General features: G+C 62.9%; 17 protein-coding genes. 8 read left to right on the top strand and 9 right to left on the bottom strand.

Annotation, left to right across the window (positions count from 1 at the left end; translation table 11 throughout):
- Positions 1-21: 21 nt before the first annotated feature.
- The gene (locus tag N3C12_02130) at positions 22-783 is read right to left on the bottom strand and encodes an SDR family oxidoreductase (GenBank protein MCX8071239.1); all 762 of its coding nucleotides are present in this window, start codon (positions 781-783) and stop codon (positions 22-24) included.
- Positions 784-920: 137 nt separating this feature from the next.
- On the opposite strand from N3C12_02130, the gene N3C12_02125 reads away from it, so the two are divergent.
- Positions 921-1,925, top strand: coding sequence for a cytochrome-c peroxidase (locus N3C12_02125; GenBank protein ID MCX8071238.1), 1,005 nt, complete (start codon positions 921-923; stop codon positions 1,923-1,925).
- A gap of 127 nt (positions 1,926-2,052) precedes the next feature.
- On the opposite strand, the gene N3C12_02120 is transcribed toward N3C12_02125, so the two are convergent.
- Positions 2,053-2,883 (bottom strand): thioesterase, encoded by an 831-nt coding sequence (locus N3C12_02120; protein ID MCX8071237.1) that lies wholly within the window; start codon positions 2,881-2,883, stop codon positions 2,053-2,055.
- Positions 2,884-3,077: 194 nt separating this feature from the next.
- Between N3C12_02120 and N3C12_02115 the strand changes: the two genes are divergently transcribed.
- Genes N3C12_02115 through N3C12_02105 form a run of 3 tightly spaced genes read left to right on the top strand, consistent with a single transcriptional unit; the run spans position 3,078 to position 5,718 of the window.
- Positions 3,078-4,463: an RtcB family protein gene (locus N3C12_02115; GenBank protein ID MCX8071236.1), complete on the top strand. Its 1,386-nt coding sequence runs from the start codon at positions 3,078-3,080 to the stop codon at positions 4,461-4,463.
- 10 nt (positions 4,464-4,473) lie between these two features.
- On the top strand, positions 4,474-4,905 hold the full coding sequence (locus N3C12_02110) for an archease (GenBank protein ID MCX8071235.1): 432 nt from the start codon (positions 4,474-4,476) through the stop codon (positions 4,903-4,905).
- Positions 4,906-4,926: 21 nt separating this feature from the next.
- On the top strand, positions 4,927-5,718 hold the full coding sequence (locus N3C12_02105) for a c-type cytochrome (protein MCX8071234.1): 792 nt from the start codon (positions 4,927-4,929) through the stop codon (positions 5,716-5,718).
- Between the two features lie 57 nt (positions 5,719-5,775).
- On the opposite strand, the gene N3C12_02100 is transcribed toward N3C12_02105, so the two are convergent.
- Positions 5,776-6,774, bottom strand: coding sequence for a DUF523 and DUF1722 domain-containing protein (locus N3C12_02100; protein ID MCX8071233.1), 999 nt, complete (start codon positions 6,772-6,774; stop codon positions 5,776-5,778).
- Complete coding sequence (locus N3C12_02095) at positions 6,764-7,186, bottom strand: hypothetical protein (GenBank protein MCX8071232.1); 423 nt, start codon at positions 7,184-7,186, stop codon at positions 6,764-6,766. The genes N3C12_02100 and N3C12_02095 overlap by 11 nt, the downstream gene beginning before the upstream one ends.
- 227 nt (positions 7,187-7,413) lie before the next feature.
- Between N3C12_02095 and N3C12_02090 the strand changes: the two genes are divergently transcribed.
- A complete protein-coding gene (locus tag N3C12_02090) occupies positions 7,414-7,926 on the top strand; it encodes a dual specificity protein phosphatase family protein (protein ID MCX8071231.1) in 513 nt (170 codons plus the stop codon).
- Here N3C12_02090 and N3C12_02085 read toward each other — a convergent pair.
- The 3 genes from N3C12_02085 to N3C12_02075 form a co-directional block, all read right to left on the bottom strand.
- The gene (locus N3C12_02085; protein MCX8071230.1) at positions 7,881-9,020 is read right to left on the bottom strand and encodes an ABC transporter ATP-binding protein; all 1,140 of its coding nucleotides are present in this window, start codon (positions 9,018-9,020) and stop codon (positions 7,881-7,883) included. The genes N3C12_02090 and N3C12_02085 overlap by 46 nt on opposite strands.
- A gap of 152 nt (positions 9,021-9,172) precedes the next feature.
- Positions 9,173-10,309, bottom strand: a complete 1,137-nt coding sequence (locus N3C12_02080; protein MCX8071229.1) for a nitronate monooxygenase family protein — start codon at positions 10,307-10,309, stop codon at positions 9,173-9,175.
- 35 nt (positions 10,310-10,344) lie between these two features.
- Complete coding sequence (locus N3C12_02075; protein MCX8071228.1) at positions 10,345-11,856, bottom strand: hypothetical protein; 1,512 nt, start codon at positions 11,854-11,856, stop codon at positions 10,345-10,347.
- Positions 11,857-12,126: 270 nt separating this feature from the next.
- Between N3C12_02075 and N3C12_02070 the strand changes: the two genes are divergently transcribed.
- From N3C12_02070 to N3C12_02060, 3 genes are all read left to right on the top strand, one after another.
- Positions 12,127-12,981, top strand: coding sequence for an NAD(+)/NADH kinase (locus tag N3C12_02070; protein ID MCX8071227.1), 855 nt, complete (start codon positions 12,127-12,129; stop codon positions 12,979-12,981).
- Between the two features lie 29 nt (positions 12,982-13,010).
- Positions 13,011-14,699 (top strand): DNA repair protein RecN, encoded by a 1,689-nt coding sequence (gene recN / locus N3C12_02065; GenBank protein MCX8071226.1) that lies wholly within the window; start codon positions 13,011-13,013, stop codon positions 14,697-14,699.
- Positions 14,700-14,854: 155 nt separating this feature from the next.
- On the top strand, positions 14,855-15,697 hold the full coding sequence (locus tag N3C12_02060) for a hypothetical protein (GenBank protein ID MCX8071225.1): 843 nt from the start codon (positions 14,855-14,857) through the stop codon (positions 15,695-15,697).
- Positions 15,698-15,942: 245 nt separating this feature from the next.
- Here the strand turns inward: N3C12_02060 and N3C12_02055 are convergent, their stop codons facing one another.
- Positions 15,943-17,322, bottom strand: coding sequence for an MBL fold metallo-hydrolase (locus N3C12_02055; protein MCX8071224.1), 1,380 nt, complete (start codon positions 17,320-17,322; stop codon positions 15,943-15,945).
- A 45-nt stretch (positions 17,323-17,367) separates the two neighbouring features.
- Positions 17,368-18,276 (bottom strand): ribose-phosphate diphosphokinase, encoded by a 909-nt coding sequence (locus N3C12_02050; GenBank protein MCX8071223.1) that lies wholly within the window; start codon positions 18,274-18,276, stop codon positions 17,368-17,370.
- Positions 18,277-18,284: the final 8 nt, after the last annotated feature.

The raw sequence follows: 18,284 nt of genomic DNA, 5'->3' as shown, positions 1-18,284 counted from the left end.
CGTCACTGGCGTGCCACTGCCTCAAAGGAGGCTATGACCACCGTCTACGTACAGGCAGGTGCCGGTGATGTAACTGGTCGCGTCCGAGGCGAGGAATACGACGGCTCCCTCGAGTTCCTGCGCCTCGCCCAAGCGCTTCATGGGCAGCTCGCGGATAAACTGCTGGCCCCGCTCGCTCGCAAAGAAGTCGCGATTGATGTCTGTAAGAAAATAGCCCGGACACAAGGCGTTAATTTGAATGTTGTACCGCACCCATTCCAAGGCCAGAGCACGGGTGAACTGCACCAAGGCAGCCTTACTCGCACAGTAGAGCGACATGTAGCGGGCGACGCGGGTGGCCAGAACAGAAGCAACGTTGATGATTTTGCCGCGGCGCTGCTCGATCATCACCGGTCCTACGTGTTTGCAGCACAACATGGGGCCGCGCACATTGACTGCCATGGTGCGGTCCCACTCGCTGGCCTCCATCTCCACAAGGGAGCGGCTCTCCCCGACGCCCGCATTGTTCACGAGGATGTCGAGGCGCCCAAACGTGGCCACACTCTCGCGCACCATGCGGCGCACATCGTCCTCCGCCGTCACGTCCACCACCACAGGCAGCGCCCGCCGGCCTAGCGCTTGAATTTCGTGGGCCACCTCGTGCAGAGCGGGTTCGGTCCGGGCAACCACAACGACGTCCGCCCCCGCACGCGCGAGTGCCAAGGCCATGGTGCGCCCCAAGCCACGGCTGGCACCCGTGACCAGTGCGACCCGTCCCTCCAAGTCGAACCACGAACGCTGCATGCGCCGCACGTATAGGTTTGCAACCAAGCCACGCAATGGGGGCTGGACTCAACAACGCGCTGCGTTATGAAACGTTGTCGCCTGCGAATCGTCCTGGCGGGCACGACTTCATCAGTTCAAGGAGGTTGTTGGTGCGTATGAGGCGTTCTCTGGGTTCTTTCCTTGCCATTCTTGGCCTGCTCGGAGCCTCTGCGGCGCAAGCGCAATCGGCTGGAGAGCTGCGCCAACGTGCTTTAGCGCTTTTTGCTCCCCTACCGCCGGTAGCCGAGAGCAAAGATAATCCCCTCACCGAAGAAAAAGTGCGGCTCGGGCGCATACTGTACTACGATGCGCGACTGTCCGTAAACGACCGGATCTCCTGCAACAGTTGCCACCAGCTCGACCGCTTCGGAGTGGACAACGAAAAAACCTCCCCGGGGCACGACGGCCGTCGCGGAGATCGTAACTCGCCCACGGTATACAACGCCGCGTTTCAGATTGCGCAGTTCTGGGACGGGCGCGCCCCGAACGTAGAGGAGCAAGCCAAAGGGCCGATCCTCAATCCTGTCGAAATGGGCATGCCCTCGGAGGAGGCAGTGGTGCGCAAGCTCACGAGCATTCCAGGCTATCTCCCGTTGTTCCGCGCGGCATTCCCAGGCCAGGATCAGCCGATCACTTACGATAACATCGCGCGCGCGATCGGCGCGTTCGAGCGCAAGCTCGTGACTCCGTCGCGCTTCGATGACTTCCTGGCGGGGAACGACAATGCCCTGAACGAAAAAGAGCGGAAGGGCTTAGCCAAGTTCATGGATACCGGCTGCATTACCTGCCACAACGGTGCGCTGGTGGGGGGCACGATGTTCCAAAAACTCGGCCTCGTGAAGCTGTATCCCACCCAGGACCCCGGGAGGGCGAAAGTGACCGGTAACGAACTGGAGCGCGGGTTTTTCAAGGTACCCTCGTTACGCAACGTCACCAAAACAGCGCCGTACTTGCACGACGGTAGCGTAGCCACCTTGCCCGAGATGGTGCGCATCATGGCGGAATACCAACTCGGACGCACGTTGAGCGACCAAGACGTCGACGAGATCATCGCCTTTCTTGACTCGCTCACTGGCCGCATCGATCAAGCGTATATTGCGCAACCCCAACTTCCCCAGTAACGCTGCGTGGGCGGGGATCAGCGCAAGCTGTTCCCCGCCCACTGGCGATTCACTTGGGGGCGCAGTGGCCGATTGAGTTCTGGGAGGGGTCGAAACTGCGAAGCCCAGCGACACCGCCAACCTCAGGCTAGCGTGGTGGCCGACCGAGCACTGGGGCGCAAGTCCGCCATACGTAGTGGCTAACGGCGCGGGCTACCACCACCCCCGAATTCGCCCGCACGGACTGCACAAACTCTGCCTGCTCGGGCGCGCTGCCGGGGCCGTCGGACCATGAGCCCCAGGTGTCAATCAACAGTTCGGTGCCGCTGCCCGCATCGTCCAGGTACTCCACGTCGAGGCCCACAGGGCGCAGGGCTCCTCCGTGGGCCAGCATGCGCGGCAGCGGCCAACCGTGCGCCGCACACCAGGCCAGGACGGCGTCGTCGAGCAGGTCTGCGTAGGTGGCATTGTTCACGTGCTGCAAGTGGTCGAGATCCGACGGCCGCACGGCAACTCGCAGCCGATCCGCGGGCTCCGGCCGCTCCGACCACGGATGTGGGCTGCGCTCCAAGCTGGGCACCGGCTCCGATCCGTACAAAGCGCTGCTGAGTTCGGCTGGCACCCGCGCCGGCCGGCGGCGCTCGAGATCGTAATACACCCAGTCGCTGACGCCTTCAGCCACTTTCGTTGTCCCGCGCCACACGCAGTACTCGCGCAGCGAGCGCGCCCGCCGCACATCGGCCACGCGGGTTTCTACCCGCAGGTGATCCAACCCGCCCACCGGGGCAAAGCGCCACACTCGGGTGCGCCGGATGATCCATACGCACCCAGCGAGGCTGTACTCCGCGGGACCCCACCCGCATGCCTGCGAAGCCTCCACCGCCGCCTGCTCGAACCAGCTGAGCAAGTCGGACAGCTTTTGCTCCCCGATAAAATCGACCTGTGCGTGCGACACGCATTGCTCCAGGACATACCGCATGCGCCGCCTCCTATTCGCCCTCTCTGGCCGTGCTTGCAAGCACTGTGGATCGCCGCGCACCGTTGCCAGGAAGGCCCCGTGCGAGTAGTTTAGGACCCATGGCCGTTCCAGCGACGAAGGGCTCCGAGCTGCGCAAGAAGTGCGTCCAAGTTGGTCCGGCAACCTGGGAGATCCCTCCCGATGCGAAACCGGGCATGCGCGTGCCCGCACGGATTTACGCCACCCCCGACTTGCTCGCGCAAATGGATGATGGCGTGTTCGAACAGGTGACGAATGTCGCCATGCTCCCGGGCATCGTCGATCGCGCTTTCTGTATGCCCGATGGCCATTGGGGTTACGGCTTTCCCATCGGCGGCATGGCGGCGATGGACCCCGATCACGGGGTGATTTCGCCAGGTGGCATAGGTTTCGACATCAACTGCGGGATGCGCTTGGTGCGAACCAATTTGGTATACGACGAGATTCGCGAGCACATTCGCGACTTGGTCGACGCTTTGTATCGGCGAGTTCCCGCTGGCGTCGGTGCGCACGGCTTTTTGAAGCTGAGCGACGATGAATTCGCCGAAGTCGCGGTACAAGGGGCGCGCTGGTGCGTTGCCCGCGGTTACGGCTGGCCAGAGGATCTCGAGCGCACCGAAGAAGGCGGCGCGATTGCCGGCGCCGATCCGAGCAAGGTGAGCCGCCGCGCGCTGGAACGCGGCCGCACTCAAGTGGGCACGTTAGGATCGGGTAACCACTACCTGGAAATCCAAATTGTCAAGCCCGAGCACATCTTCGATCCACACGCTGCAGCAGTCATGGGTATCACCAAGCCTTACCAAGTGGTCATCATGTTTCACTGCGGCAGCCGCGGCTTCGGCCACCAAATTGCGAGCGACTACGTCCAGCAGTTCGCCCCACTCATGGAGAAGAAATGGGGCATCGTCTTGCCCGACCGCGATTTGGCCTGCGCTCCCTTCCGCTCGCCGGAGGGCCAAGCGTACTTCGCCGCGATGAAGTGCGGAATCAACATGTCCTTCGCCAACCGGCAAATGATCCTGCATCGGGTGCGTGAGGTGTTTTCCGAGGTGCTGCATCGCGACGCTCGTGAACTCGGACTCGAGATGGTGTACGACGTGTGTCACAACACGGCCAAACTCGAGGAACACGAAGTCGGCGGTCAGCGCCGCAAGCTCCTGGTGCACCGCAAAGGAGCCACACGTGCCTTCGCTCCCGGCATGCCTGACGTACCGGCAATGTATCGCGAGATCGGCCAGCCAGTGATCATTGGCGGCAGTATGGAAACCGGATCCTACCTGCTGCGCGGCGTGCCCACCGGGAAGCAAGCGTTTTTCACCACCGCGCACGGTAGTGGCCGTACGATGAGCCGCCATGCCGCCAAGAAGCAGTTTCGCGGCAAAGAACTGGAACAGCAGTTAGCCGCGCGCGGCATTTACGTCCGCAGTGTGTCTTACGGCGGCTTAGCCGAAGAAGCGGGTGCGGCGTACAAGAACATCGATGCGGTGGTCGCGGCGACAACGGAGGCGGGGCTGAGCTTGCCCGTGGTGCGGTTCACGCCGGTCGGCAACGTGAAGGGCTGAGAGGTCGTTTGTGCCCTTTCGTTGGCTGGAAGACGCGCCCATCTCCGACGCCGGTTTTGAGGCGTGGGGTACGACGCTAGACGAATGCTTCCACAGCGCCGCTGACGCGTTACTCGCCCTAATGGTGGCAAACCCGGAGGCGGTCGAGCCTCGGGAAACGCGCGCATTCACCGTCGAGCACGACGACCTGGATTTGTTGCTCGTCCGCTTCCTCGAAGAGATTCTGTACTACAAAGATGCCGAGCAGTTGCTCCTGAGGGTCGTCCGCTGCGCCGTCGCTGCTGACGCCATCCCGCGGCGAGCCTCGGCTGAACTCGCGGGCGAACGGGCAGATCGCGAGCGGCATCTGTTGAGTGCCGACGTGAAAGCGGTCACCTTGCACCGCCTGTCGGTGCACCAAGAGGACGGGCGGTGGGTTGCCACGGTGGTGGTGGATCTCTGAACGAATCGACGAGGTGGGCAGGTGCAGCGGTTGGTGGAATCGTTACGGAAACGAGGTTGGGCGATTGCCTTTTCCCTCACCCTGGGTGCGCTCTTGTATCCTTACGGGCGCGCGCTGGTGCTGAATGTGGAGGTCACGGCCCCTCGTCGCGGCTATGAGGTGGCGCTGCGCTCTGGCTGCTTTACCTGCCACGGTCCGGACGGCATCGGCGGCGTGAAGAACCCCGGCAGCGAAGACGAAGAAGTGCCAGGTTTTGCCGGCGGCGTGCCGATGATGTGGGCGAAGGACGACCACGAACTGCGGGAGTACATTTTAGATGGTGCCCCTGCCCGCAAGCGGCAGGACCCCGAATACCGTGAGAAGACGCGCAAGTGGCTGCTGGTTATGCCGGCGTACCGAGGCATGTTGAGCGAGCGCGAAGTGGACGACCTGGTTGCCTACATTCGCGCCCGCTCGGACTTGGTCGTTCCCTCCGATCCGGTTGCCGCCCAGGGCCACGAACTGGCAGTGCAACTCGGCTGCTTTCACTGCCACGGCCCCATGGGCAGTGGCGGACCCGCCAATCCTGGCTCCTTCAAAGGCTACATCCCCGGGTGGTGGGGTCACGACTTTCGCGACCTTGTGCGCAGCGATGCCGAGCTGCGCCAGTGGATTCGCGAGGGCAGCATCGAGCGGTTGCGCACCCACCCGATCGCTCGCTTCTTTTTGGAACGGCAGCGTGTGTACATGCCAGCCTACGACTTCCTCACCGACGAGCAGGTGGATGCGCTCATCGCCTACATCCGCTGGGTCAATACGGACGCTCCCAAATAAGCCGGGTGATCCCCCACATTGCCAAAGAGCCGTCCGCGGCTCTGGCCGGCGCCGCGCCTACACGTGATTGCGCAGCATCAGCTCGCGTGGGTGCGGCTCGAGGTACGTTTGCCCGAGCAGGTAAGCGATTCGATGCCGGCGAACGAAATGATTGAGGAGGGTAAGCGGCACGACTAGAGGAACCAAACCACGCCGATATTCGCCGATCAGCTGTACAAGCTCTGCGCGCGCTTCGCCATCAATGTGCTCGCGCAAATACCCCATCATGTGCTGCAACACGTTCGTGTGCCGGGCAGGCGTGGCCAAGGTTTGCAACGCGCGCATGAATTGCTCCGCGTAGCGCGCACGGAACTCCTCGCGGCTGAACTCGCGAACATGTGCGACCAATTGGCCCAATTCACGGTAGAGTCGCGGCGAGTGCGCGAGCAACTGTAGTTTGTGAGCGGTATGGAACGCCACCACCTGCCCTACGCTCCAACGGCCGCGAAACATCCGTTGCAGCCGCTGGTAGGCAAACACTCGTTCAACGAAATTTTCCCGCAACCGCGGGTCGTGCAGCCGCCCCTCTTCTTCCACAGGCAACAGCGGCCACGCCGCGCGCAATGCAGCAGTAAACAGCCCCGTGCCGCCGCGCCGCGGCGCCCCACTCCCTTGATAGACGCGTACTCGCTCCATGCCGCAACTCGGCGAATCTTTTTTTACCACGAAGCCGCTCAACTGCTCTCCGGCGAGTGCGCGGAGCTTTTTATCCGCCCAACGTTGCATCGCAGCGGTAAGGTCTGCGCCGGTGCTAGGCACGCGCAGGCGGACACCAGTTTCGTCGGCTTCCAGGCGAAGGGTCGGCCGCGGTACGCCGAGCCCGAGTTCCACCTCCGGACAAACCGGCACCCATTCCACGAACTGCCCAAACGTTTCCGTCAGAAACGGATCACGCTTGTGCCCACCGTCGTACCGCACCGGCTTCCCGAGCAAGCAGGCAGAAATGCCGATCCGCGGCCGCTCGGCAGTAAACCACGGAGGGGGGTGTTCTCTGTGCTCGGGTCGACTAGAAGCCAACTTCAGTAAAACCAATTAACTCGACCGTGGTCACAAATCGCCCGTCGTGGCGACGCGGCAAGGGAGGAACAATCTTGTACACAAGGTTGTAGGTGCCCCCAGCCGGGATTTCATCGGGAATCGTATAGGTGTCGGTCCGCCCAGGGTTGTCCGAGCCCGGATTCCGCTCGTTGTTCCACAGCCATGAATGGCGAATCAACAGCCGCACATCCGCCAAGCGGCGCGGCGACTGGTTGACCAGCGTGGCCCGCACCACATCACCATCAACGCGGACGTCGCGCACAGTCAGCACCGCAGCAATTTCTTGTGGATTGGTTACGCGGCCCCGCTGCGCCCAGCCCGGCCCCTGCAGCACATTCCACAAGCACAGCCCAGCAAGGATTCCCACCAACACGCGAGCAGTGTTTGCCATCCGTCCTCCTTCCACGAACGCACACTATTTATGTGGCACACCAGAGAAAAGTCAAAAGCCATCCCCATCTTCGCTCGCCGCCGCATCCAACTTACGCAGCGCAGCTTGCGCGTCCCAGCAACCCCTACGCGCGCTGCGGTTGGCCTGGCCTCCAATCGCGCACGCCACCGATTAGTGGCTGCGTGCAACTTGTGCGCGGGTGGCAACTCGCATACAAGCGGAGCCCAATGAGCTACTGGTTGCGCGCTTGGGGCCCTCCCGGGCGACCCACTCCTCAACCCTCGTGTAACGAAATTGTTCCCGAGCTCGTGATCGGAGAATACCTACTCCCGAGCGACGCTCCGTGGCTCGCCAGAGACCTTCGCATCAACGCTGTCCTGAGCTTGCAGCACGATTCCGACCTCGTGGCAAAAAATCTCTCGCTTACCGCCCTCGCCCAGGCGTTCTCATCCCACGGCATCATGTTCCACCGCATTCCAGTGGCGGACGGTGCCAACCAAGAGCTCCTTCGAGCACTGACGCCGGCTGTCGAATGGATCTCCCAACGTGCGGCTGAAGGCTGCCGGGTGTATTTGCACTGCAACGCCGGCATCAACCGAGCTCCCACTGTGGCCATCGCCTACTTGCAGGCGAGCCGCAAGCTCAGCTTGGAAGCGGCGCGAACTTGGGTGCAGGAGCGACGCACCTGCGTGCCCTACTTGGCTGTGTTGCGACTTTGGGGCGGAGGCGCTTGCCCTTGAAGTTGGCCTTCGTCTGCAGACGCGGGAAACACATACCAGCGCTCAGGCGGAACCTGCACGAATACGCGGTCTCCCTTTTTGATCGCTTGCATGCCGGGAAGGCGTGCCACCCAGCGAATGGCCGGGGCACCGGCCAAGCGAAGATAGAGCAGGGTTTCGTGTCCGAGCTGCTCCACGTGTTCGACCTGCGCGGGCAGCGCGCATTCCTGGGCTGTGCGGCTGCAGGCGATGGCTTCCGGACGAACTCCGGCTATGACCGGGTCGCTGCTCTCCACCGGAAAACGGATCCGTTCTGCCAGCAGAGGGAAACGGCCGTCGCCAGCTTCCAACCACCACCGCCCGGCCGCCGCCCCTACTCGGGCAGCAAACAAATTCATCGGCGGGTTGCCGATAAACCCGGCGACAAAGGCATTTGCGGGCTCGTCGTACAGCGTGCGCGGTGGCGCAACTTGTTGCAGGCGCCCACGATCGAGCACGGCAACACGGTGACCGAGCGTCATCGCCTCCGTCTGGTCATGGGTGACGTAAATCATCGTCGTCCCGGTGCGTTCCTGAATGGCCGCAATTTCCGCCCGCACACTCACGCGCAGCTTGGCATCCAGGTTGGAAAGCGGCTCGTCGAACAGCGACACCGTGGGCTCACGCACCAGCGCGCGCCCCATGGCCACGCGCTGGCGCTGCCCGCCGGAAAGTTCCGCCGGATAACGGTCGAGCAACGACTCAATTTCCAGCAGGCGGGCCACCCGCTGAATGCGCTCGCGGCGCTCTGCGCGCGGCATTCCCCGCATGCGCAGCGGGAACGCTAGGTTGTCCGCCACCGTGAGGTGGGGGTACAGCGCATAGTCTTGAAAGACCATGGCGACATTGCGCCGTTGCGGGGACAAACCATTGACCAACGTCGACCCGATCCACACCTCTCCCTGGCTGACCTCTTCCAAGCCTGCCACGATGCGGAGCAGCGTCGACTTGCCGCAGCCCGAGGGCCCCACCACGACGAGCAGCTCGCCATCTCCCACTTCGAGATCGATGCCGTCCAGAGCCACGGCGCCGTTGGGAAATATCTTCGATACGTGCTTCAACGTGACACTGGCCATGTGCGGAGTTCGCTCGCTGCAGCTCTACGCAGCCCAAAGCCCGACAACAAGTGGGCCTCGCCTGCACATCCGCCTGATGGCACGTCGGAGCACGATTGGCGGGACGCGCACCGGGCGCGACTTTTTCTGTCAGTCGTTTGTCCCGTGCTCCATCAAGCCGCTTGGCTTTCAAGGTTCGTTAGGCGCTGCAAACGCTCCACTGCCTCGAGGTACTCTTGCACCAAGTCGTAGATGACTTCCTTCACGCTCCGCACGGTGTTCAAGCGGCCGACAATCTGCCCTACCGGGTTGAACAAGACATCCTTCGCTTTTTCGGCGTAGCGGTGGCCGCGGGCAACGGCATCGGCCGTCACCATGAATTGCAGCGGCATCCCCAAAGGTTTCGGTGCATCGGGGCGCTCCCATGCTTCGGTCCAAGCGTTGCGCAGCATGCGGCATGGCTTCCCCGTGAACGAACGCGAGCGCACGGTATCACGGCTCGTGGCCCGCAAATAGCATTCCATCTGTGCCGGCGGCACATCCGCCTCGCGCACCGTGAGCCACAACGAACCGGTCCACACCCCTTGCGCACCCATGGCGAGTGCAGCGGCGATTTGCCTCCCGGTGCCGATTCCTCCCGCAGCAAGCACCGGCAATGGGGCCACCGCATCGATCACCTCCGGCCACAGCACGATGCTACCGATTTCGCCGGTGTGGCCGCCGCCTTCCGTACCTTGGGCCACCACGATATCCACGCCCGCTTCTTTGTGTGACAGCGCGTGCTTCGCCGAACCACACAGTGCCGCAACCAAGCGACCGGTGGCATGGATCTCGTCGATCACGTCCTTCGGCGGGGTCCCCAACGCATTGGCGATCAGACGTACCTTCTCATGCTTAAGCGCCACCTCCACTTGCGGAGTGGCGGTGGCCGCGGTCCAACCTAACAGTTGGCCCACAGGGCGCTCTCCCGGTGGCAGCTTTGGCACACCGTGTTCTTCCAAAATCTTCTCCGCGAACGCAATGTGCTCAGGCGGAATCATCGCGCGGAGTTGCTCTTCCAACTTCACCGGGTCGAGCTCACCCATGCCTTCGTACTTGCCCGGGATCACAATATCGACTCCGTACGGATGGTCGCCTACGTGTTCATCAATCCACTGGAGTTCGACTTCGAGCTGTTCGGGTGTGAACCCGACCGCCCCTAAAACGCCGAAACCGCCTGCCTTGCTGACCTCGGCGACCACGTCGCGACAGTGACTAAAGGCAAAAATTGGCAGCTCGATCTTGAGGCGGTCGCAGATTGGCGTACGCATACTGGGTCCTCCTTCCCAAGTGAACGATCGTTCACTTACTGGCGGGCCACCGCTGGGTCAAGAGCGCCGAAGAGATTTTCCTCCGCCAGCAACGGTAACGCCCGGCGGACCCACGGATCCCGTTCAAAGTACTGGCGCACCCCACCCGGAACGAGGTGGTTGGCAATGGCAACGACGATCATGGCTTGATCCAGGTTCAAGTAGCCACGAGCCACCACCCCGGTGGCAGGATCCACGGCATCGAAAAATCCAAAGTCAGCGTACAAAGGGTATTCTCGAGCTAATCGCTGCAAGTTCGCAATGGCGTCCGCCGGGGTGACGGCGAGTGCGAGCGCGGCGGCATGAGGGGTTACGGCTCCACTTGGGTAGCCACGAGCACCGAGCGGCGGAACTCCAAACTCCCGGTAGTCGAGCCCGTGCGGATTCATACACGGCGATTGCCCCCACACCACCTGGTGCAACTCTTCTTCGCTCCAGCGGCGTTGGACTACGGCATGTGCTCGGGCATTCGCCCCCCAACCGTGGGGAGCATGGCGTGCTTCGTCGATCACAAGGAGCGGCATGAGCGCCTCGAACATGCTACCGCCCCACGAAGGGACATAAGACACCCCGTTCCACTGATAGTACCCCCGATACACGACGAAGCCATTTTTCCGCTCGGCCGCAGGCTGGAGCGGCAACTGCCGCTGCCACCGGCAACCAGGAGGATAGGTGCGCACCATCCCGTACCAGTGCGCCCGCGGGACATCGCCTTTGCCAATGGCGAGCAAGCTCCCCAAGCGAGCCTCGGTGAACAACATCCCGTAATGAAAAGGAGAAATGAGCCCCGGCTTCACGTAGTAGCCGTGGCGCATTTGCCCGCGTGCGCGATCGTAAAAGAATCCATAGTCTTCGCGCGACAAAAACCGCGTGGCGCGCGGGGCGAGTTCCGGTAGCGCATTGCGCACCACGACCAACGCCGCGGTCAGCCAGGAGGAATCGACAAACGAGACAAAATGGCTCGTGCGCTCGAGCGAGGTCGTGTCGTAGTAATTAAAGAAAAACCCCTCGTAGCGCTCGAGCCGCTCCATGGTATCGAACACGTCGCGGACCAGGGCCACGGTGCTCTCGTGGGTTTCCAAGCCCAACTCGCGCGCGGCCACTGCGGCCAGAAGAAATAAGCCAAGGTTCGAGCTGCTTGTGTAGTCACCAATTTGGGCTCGGCGAGGATCGAAGTCGAAACCCAGCCAGCGCACGTGGTCAATCGGCAGCCCGTGCTCCCGGTCGCGCAACGACCGCAATCCGCGCCACGTGTCGCGCGCCACCTGCTGCAAAAACTGCGTCGGCTCCTCCGGTAGTTCCGGCATGGCCGCCGGCAGCCGCTCCGGCCAACCAGCCAACCGCTCCTGCAGCGCAACGAGTAAGGCGTCTTTGCTCGGAAAGCGGCGCTCCCAGGCTTCCTTCCGTGGCGCCCGCACCAACTCGGGCGGGGCGGGCACGATGACATCAGTACGCACCTCTCCGATCGGGCATTGCTCCAAGAGCTCTTGCGCAGAGCTCGCGCCCACTGTTCCTGCCACGGGCTGGCCGTGGAGAGCACGCCCCCCTGTGAATGCTGCGAAACCTGCGCAAGCAGTAACGAGCAAAAGTGCGGTGGCGCGCCTCCTGCCTCGCTCCTTCTCGTTTCTATCCACCCTCAACCGCCTCGCGCCAGTTGCCCGTGACCCGATGTGCGCTTGCTAGCAACGCTGTGCGACAGAGCAAGCGCTACCGGCCCTAAGGGCGCCGTTTCCGACAGGCCGTAGCTGGCCGCTCCCATGCTATGGTAGCGTGCCGCCATGAACTCAATTGGAATCGTCGCCAAGCGGGGCCAACCCCGAGCAGCGGCCGTTGCGCGAGAGCTCAGCGCGTGGTTGCGCACCCGACAAGTGAACGTGGTCGTGGAGCGGGCTCTTCGCTCAGACGTGCCCGACGCCGCTGCTGCCGAACGTGAGCAGCTCATCAACATGGTCGACCTTGTCGTCGTGCTCGGCGGCGACGGTTCCATTCTGAGTGTGGCGCGACTGCTCAAGACACGAGAAGTGCCCATTTTGGGAGTCAACCTCGGCGGACTCGGGTTCCTTACCGCAACCACGGTGGACGAACTGTTCCCCTTCATGGAGGCCCTTTTAGGCGGGCACATGCTGATCGACCGCCGCATGATGCTCTCCGTGCGTTGGCAACGCGGCGAACAAATACAGACCGAGCGTTTGGCGTTGAACGACGCCGTGATTAACAAAGGCGTGCTCGCTCGCATGATCGACCTGCGCACGTTGGTTGATGGCCAAGAGTTGTGCGTGTACAAGGCCGACGGGCTCATCGTCACGACTCCCACCGGCTCCACTGCCTACTCGCTCTCGGCTGGCGGCCCGATTGTGCACCCCGCAGTCGAGGTGCTCCTGCTCAGCCCCATTTGCCCGCACACGCTGACAAATCGGCCGATCGTGCTTCCCGACCGCGCCGTGGTGCAGGTGGCCGTGGAAACCCCGGGTGAGGACGTGGTCCTCACCATCGACGGGCAAGAAGCGTTCCCGCTGCTTACCGGCGATATCGTCGAAATCCGTAAAGCACCGGTGCGAGCGCCGCTCGTGCAGTCGCCGCAACGCAGCTACTTTGAAGTGCTGCGCAGTAAGTTGCGCTGGGGCGAACGTTAAGTGGCCAGACGTAAACGACAGTCGGGCGCATGCTGCGATCCCTAACGATTCGACAATTGGCAGTGGTCGACGAACTCACCCTGGAGTTCGAGCCGGGCTTCAACGTCCTGACCGGCGAGACTGGGGCTGGGAAGAGCATCGTCATTCGTGCCTTGTCGTTGCTCTGCGGCGAAAGGGCCAATGCTGACCTCGTTCGCACCGCGGCCGAGGAAGGAAGTGTCGAAGGCCTGTTCGAGGAAGTTCCCAGCGAGATCCTCGACACCGTCGGCCTTCCAAGCGCACCCGACATTGTCGTGCGACGGGTACTCTACCGCAACGGTCGCACCCGTGCGTGGGTCAACGGCGCGGCAGTGTCGGCCGCGCAATTGGCCAACTTAGGCAGCGCACTCGTGCGCATTTACGGGCAACATGAGCAGACTTCGCTGCTGCGCAACGAAACCCACCTCGACATCCTCGACGCCTTTGGTGCGCTCGCGCCGCTACGTGCGCGGATGAATCAAGCATACCATGCGTGGCGCGCTCTGGCGCAGCGCCTTGCCGAAGTGCGTCGCATGGCAGACATTGGGCGCGAGCGTCTCGAGCTGCTCCGGTTTCAGGTGGCGGAACTCGAACAAGCTGGTGTGACCGAGGGCGAGGAGGCGGCGTTGCAGCAAGAGCGGGAAAAGCTCCGCCATGTGGAAAAGTTGCAGCGGCTGTGTGTCGAGAGCGAGGCTGCGCTGGACTCCGGCGAACAACCCGTGCTCAGCCTCGCTGCCCGCATCACCCATGCTTTAGAAGAGGCGAGCGCAATCGATCCGCAACTCAGCGATAGCGCACAACTCGTGGCCCAAGCCTCGACGCTGCTGCGCGAGGCCGCCTTTCAAGTGCGCCGCTACCTCGATCGGCTTGAATTCGACCCCGAGCGGCTGGCATTCATCGAAGACCGCCTCGCCCTAATTGCCCGCCTCAAGCGCAAGTACGCCTGTACGGCCGATGATCTTCCCCAGGTTTTGCAGCGCATTCGAGCAGAAGCGGCTTTGCTCGAGCAGGGCACGGAAAACACGGAAACCCTCGAGCGCGAGGCTGTCCGTGCTCTCGCCGAGGCAGAGCGCGTCGCTGGCGAGCTTTCGCGTGAACGGGCCGAAGCTGCCCGGCGGCTCGCCGAGAAAATCCGCAAAGAGCTACAAGCGCTCGGTATGGGCAAAGCCGTGTTCGAGGTGCGCTTCCAGCGGCAAGCGGCAACGACCAATGGCGGCGCGTCCGACCCTCTGAAAGTAGCGGAACTCACGGCGAGCGGTGCCGACGAAGCGGAATTTTACTTGTCGGCCAACCCTGGCGAAGAGCCCCGGCCGCTGGCCCGGGTTGCTTCTGGTGGGGAACTCTCCCGCGTGATGCTGGCCCTCAAGGTGCTCGGTGGCGGGGGCAGTCCTGGGGCGCTGTGGATTTTCGACGAAGTCGATGCCGGCATCGGTGGCACGACGGCGACTGCCGTCGGAAAGCGGCTGCGCGCCCTCGCGCGCCAACAGCAAGTACTCTGCATCACCCACCTGCCGCAAATCGCCGCCTTTGCCGACCACCATCTCGCGCTGGAAAAACTCGTCCGTGGGGGGCGCACGTTCACGACCGCGCGCGCCATTTCCGGTGAAGAACGAGTCCGTGAGTTGGCGCGCATGTTGGGAAGCCCAACGGCGGAGTCGGAGCGCTACGTCCGCGAACTTCTTGCCAAACTGGAGTCGTGAGGCGACGAGAAGGCCGCCGGCCGAATCGGCGCCAACGCTTGACAACTTCGCGTGCAACGGCATAGCATCGGCCACCAAATTGCACGGCCGTACAGTCTGGGAAGCCTTGCGCGGCGCCAGGTGGCGGGCCGGCTGGTTTTTAAGGAGGGGAAGCGATGGGTGACGCAGTTCGGCGGTGGGTTGGGATCGCGGTAATCCTACTGGCTGGAGTGATCGGCGCGCAGTCTCGCGGAATGGAGCTCTCTGGGAAGGAGCGGTCGTTCCGCAGCTTTATTGTGGACCCCGTGACGGTGGACGAAGGGCGCTTTCGCCTCGAGGTGCAAGGAATCAAAATTGAGGACCCGGAAGGCGCACGCCTTAATCTCATTGGCTTTCGGATTCCCAAGCCTCCACAAGTCCGGCGTGAAGCCATCGGCAGCGATGGCGGGGTGTTCAACCTCATCGGGTCGTATGGCCTCGCGAAAAATGCGGAAATTGGTTTTTTGCTGCCCGGCTACATCGAAAGCCGCACCGTAGCCGGCGAGAAACAAACTCGAGAAGACATGGGCGACGTGCAACTGTACGGCAAGTTCACGCAGCCGCTCGGTGACCTCATCCGCTGGACCGCCGGTGTGCAAGTGTCCGTGCCGTCGGGCTCCAAACGCAAAGAGTTTGGCACGGACGAAGTGGGCCTCAATCCGTTCGTCGCCGGACGGGTCACTTGGAAGCGAATCGGACTCGGCGGTCAGGTTGGGTACGAGATGTTCACCGGTGACGTGCCCGACGTGTTCAACAATAGTTGGACTTTGTTCCTCAAGGGCAACGACTTTTACACACTGCGTGGGGAGACCGTCATTCGCGTCTTCCATCAGGGCGGCTTCCGCAATGTCGACCTCACGGTATGGCCGGGAGTTGATTTGCATTTCTCCGATCGTCTCCTGGTACGGCCGACGGGGATGATCGGTCGCCTTGCGTCGCCAGACTGGGGCATTGGCCTCGGCTTAGCTTATCTCCTCTAAAGGCGGACAAACGCTAAGCTCGCGCCTTCCGCACTGCTCGCGGCTTGCGCTGCTTTGAACCCGAAGCCACCGCAGCGTGAGGCACCACGGAGCTTACCCGCTGCAGTGCTGCACGTTTTCGCTCGCGGTTCGCGGACCGAGAGCATCTCCCTGATCTGTCGTTCCCGTTTTCCCCAGCAGGACGAGGTTTCCTGGGCAGAGAATGCCGCGCTATGCGACGCTCGCTGCCAGAAGCGAGCAGCGATTCAATCCAGCCGGACGGTTTCCTGGTAGCGAGGGACCACCGCGGGCCAGCCGAGTTCCCCGGCTATGGCGCTGCGCAGCGCTTGCGACGCCACCGGCTCGCCGTGCACGATGTAAGTCATCTCCGGAGCGCGGCGGTTCGAACGCATCCAGGCAAGCAGCTCGTTGCGATCGGCATGCACGGAAAACGCCGGTACATCGACAACTTCGGCGCGGACGGCGACATATCTCCCGAGCAATTTGATCTCCCGCGCTCCTTCGAGTAACGCCCGCCCGCGCGTGCCCTCGGCTTGAAACCCAACCAGCACCACGGTGTTCCGCGGGTCGGGCAAGCGTTGCAGCAAATGGTGCAGCACCCGCCCACCGGTCGCCATCCCGGAGGCAGAAATGATAATGCCGGGGCCGCGCTCCACGTTAATCGCTCTCGACTGCTCGGGGGTTCGCGCCTCGATGAGCTGACCAGGATCGAACGGATCGTTTCCGATCAGCTCTGGCTGGATCTCGTCATTTTGTTGTGCCAACGCCGCGCGATAGACCCGCAGCGTTTCGATCGCCATCGGACTATCCACCCAAACCGGAAGTTGTGGCACCTCTCCGGCCTGCATCATCGACCGCAGGTGGTACAAGATCACTTCTGTGCGATCGACGGCAAACGAGGGAATGAGCACCATCCCTTGTCGCGCGGCTGTGCGCTGAATGGCCTCCCGGAACCGCTCAAGCGAAGCCACGTCTTCGTGCAAACGATCGCCGTAAGTGGATTCGACGAGCAGCACATCGCAGGTCGCACGCGGCACTGGCGGGCGAAGGATGGGGTGGCGGGGACGGCCGAGATCACCACTGAACACCACCACGCGCGACACCATGCCCCCAATCCGTAATTCCACGAAGGCGGAGCCCAAGATGTGGCCCGCGCGGTGGAAGATCACCCCTACCTCGGGAGCCACTTCCGTGAGCGAGTCAAAGTCCATGGAGCGCAATTGCGGTAACACCCGGTTCGCATCTTCCTCGGTGTACAACGGCAAGGCGGGGGTATGTTTGGAGAACCCCTTGCGGTTGGCATACGCGGCATCCTCCTCCTGCACGCGCCCGCTGTCAGGCAAAACGATGCCGCAAAGAGTCTTCGTGCCCAGGGTGCAGTAGATGGGTCCGCGAAAACCGTCGCGAACAATGGCCGGCAAATACCCAGAGTGGTCGAGGTGGGCGTGAGTCAGCACCACCGCATCAATGGTTTCCGGCGGAACGGGCAGTCCCTCCCAATTGCGTAAGCGCAATTGTTTGAGCCCTTGATACAAGCCGCAGTCCACCAGCACCCGCGCCCGCGGCGTGTCTATCAAGAAGCGGCTACCGGTTACGGTTTCCGTTGCGCCAAGAAAGCGCAACACCGGGACGCTTGGACCTCGTGGCCGCGAGCGGGTAGCCATCACCCTCTACAATGCCTGGGCAATCAAGGGAGCACAAGCGATGCGATTGGTGCGGTGCGGCACGGTATCGCAGGATACTACGCGCGCAATCCCAGCAGCTTGCATGCGCTCCGCCGCGCCCGGGGCAAAAATGGCGTGGACGACAATCGCCTCCACCCGCTCCGCTCCCATGCGTCGGAGCCCGCGGGCGGCCCGCGCTAAAGTAGCCCCACTGCTGGCAATGTCGTCCACCAACATCACCGCCGTAGAGGGCAACTCTTGCCGAAACGAAATCCGCACCCGCCGATCGCCGAGCCGCTGTTTCTCCCCGACCATCCAGGGTAACCCACTGGCACACGCGATCGCTTTGACCCACCGCGCAGATTCCGCATCCGGCCCCACCAAAACCCCGCGCCAACCCCGGCGAAGCAAATACTCGCTGATGGCCGGGGCCGCCGAAATTGCCTCCCCACCTGGCACCACCTGCTTGAGCCCCTGCACCCGATGCAAGTGTGGCTCAACGGTCAGCACGCGATCGAACCCCAAGCGGAGCAGCCGCCCGAGCACCCGTTGCGAGATCGGCTCGCCGGGACGGAACGCCGCATCCTGACGCATGTACGGTAGATACGGAGCCACCAACACCACCCGTTGCGCTCCAGCGCGGCGCAACGCATCGGCAACGAGCAGCAGAGGAAACAGCTTGGCGTCCGGATCGTGGAGCCGCTGCACCACGATGGCTTGTTCCGCGACGCGAGCAGGGACCTGCACCAACGTTTCCCCATCCGGAAAGCGATGACAAGCAATCACATGCGCAGGCACCCCTTTGGCGCTGGCAAGCGCACGGGCCAGAGGCCACGAGGGTGCCAATGCAAACACGGCGCAATGCGCAGCCGAGCGAGGCGCCGTGCCCGCCTTGCTCTGCTTAGCCGCCCCCATACCGGGCA

Source organism: Candidatus Binatia bacterium (genome assembly GCA_026415395.1).
GTDB lineage: Bacteria > Desulfobacterota > Binatia > HRBIN30 > HRBIN30 > HRBIN30.
The sequence above is the reverse complement of the archived record's forward strand: the minus strand, read 5'-3'. Positions and strand labels throughout refer to the sequence as shown.

Coding starts and splice junctions, on each gene's coding strand:
- N3C12_02130 (MCX8071239.1), bottom strand. CDS start 783: ATGCAGCGTTCGTGGTTCGACTTGGAGGGACGGGTCGCACTGGTCACG.
- N3C12_02125 (MCX8071238.1), top strand. CDS start 921: ATGAGGCGTTCTCTGGGTTCTTTCCTTGCCATTCTTGGCCTGCTCGGA.
- N3C12_02120 (MCX8071237.1), bottom strand. CDS start 2,883: ATGCGGTATGTCCTGGAGCAATGCGTGTCGCACGCACAGGTCGATTTT.
- N3C12_02115 (MCX8071236.1), top strand. CDS start 3,078: ATGCGCGTGCCCGCACGGATTTACGCCACCCCCGACTTGCTCGCGCAA.
- N3C12_02095 (MCX8071232.1), bottom strand. CDS start 7,186: ATGGCAAACACTGCTCGCGTGTTGGTGGGAATCCTTGCTGGGCTGTGC.
- N3C12_02090 (MCX8071231.1), top strand. CDS start 7,414: ATGAGCTACTGGTTGCGCGCTTGGGGCCCTCCCGGGCGACCCACTCCT.
- N3C12_02085 (MCX8071230.1), bottom strand. CDS start 9,020: ATGGCCAGTGTCACGTTGAAGCACGTATCGAAGATATTTCCCAACGGC.
- N3C12_02080 (MCX8071229.1), bottom strand. CDS start 10,309: ATGCGTACGCCAATCTGCGACCGCCTCAAGATCGAGCTGCCAATTTTT.
- N3C12_02070 (MCX8071227.1), top strand. CDS start 12,127: ATGAACTCAATTGGAATCGTCGCCAAGCGGGGCCAACCCCGAGCAGCG.
- recN (MCX8071226.1), top strand. CDS start 13,011: ATGCTGCGATCCCTAACGATTCGACAATTGGCAGTGGTCGACGAACTC.
- N3C12_02060 (MCX8071225.1), top strand. CDS start 14,855: ATGGGTGACGCAGTTCGGCGGTGGGTTGGGATCGCGGTAATCCTACTG.
- N3C12_02050 (MCX8071223.1), bottom strand. CDS start 18,276: ATGGGGGCGGCTAAGCAGAGCAAGGCGGGCACGGCGCCTCGCTCGGCT.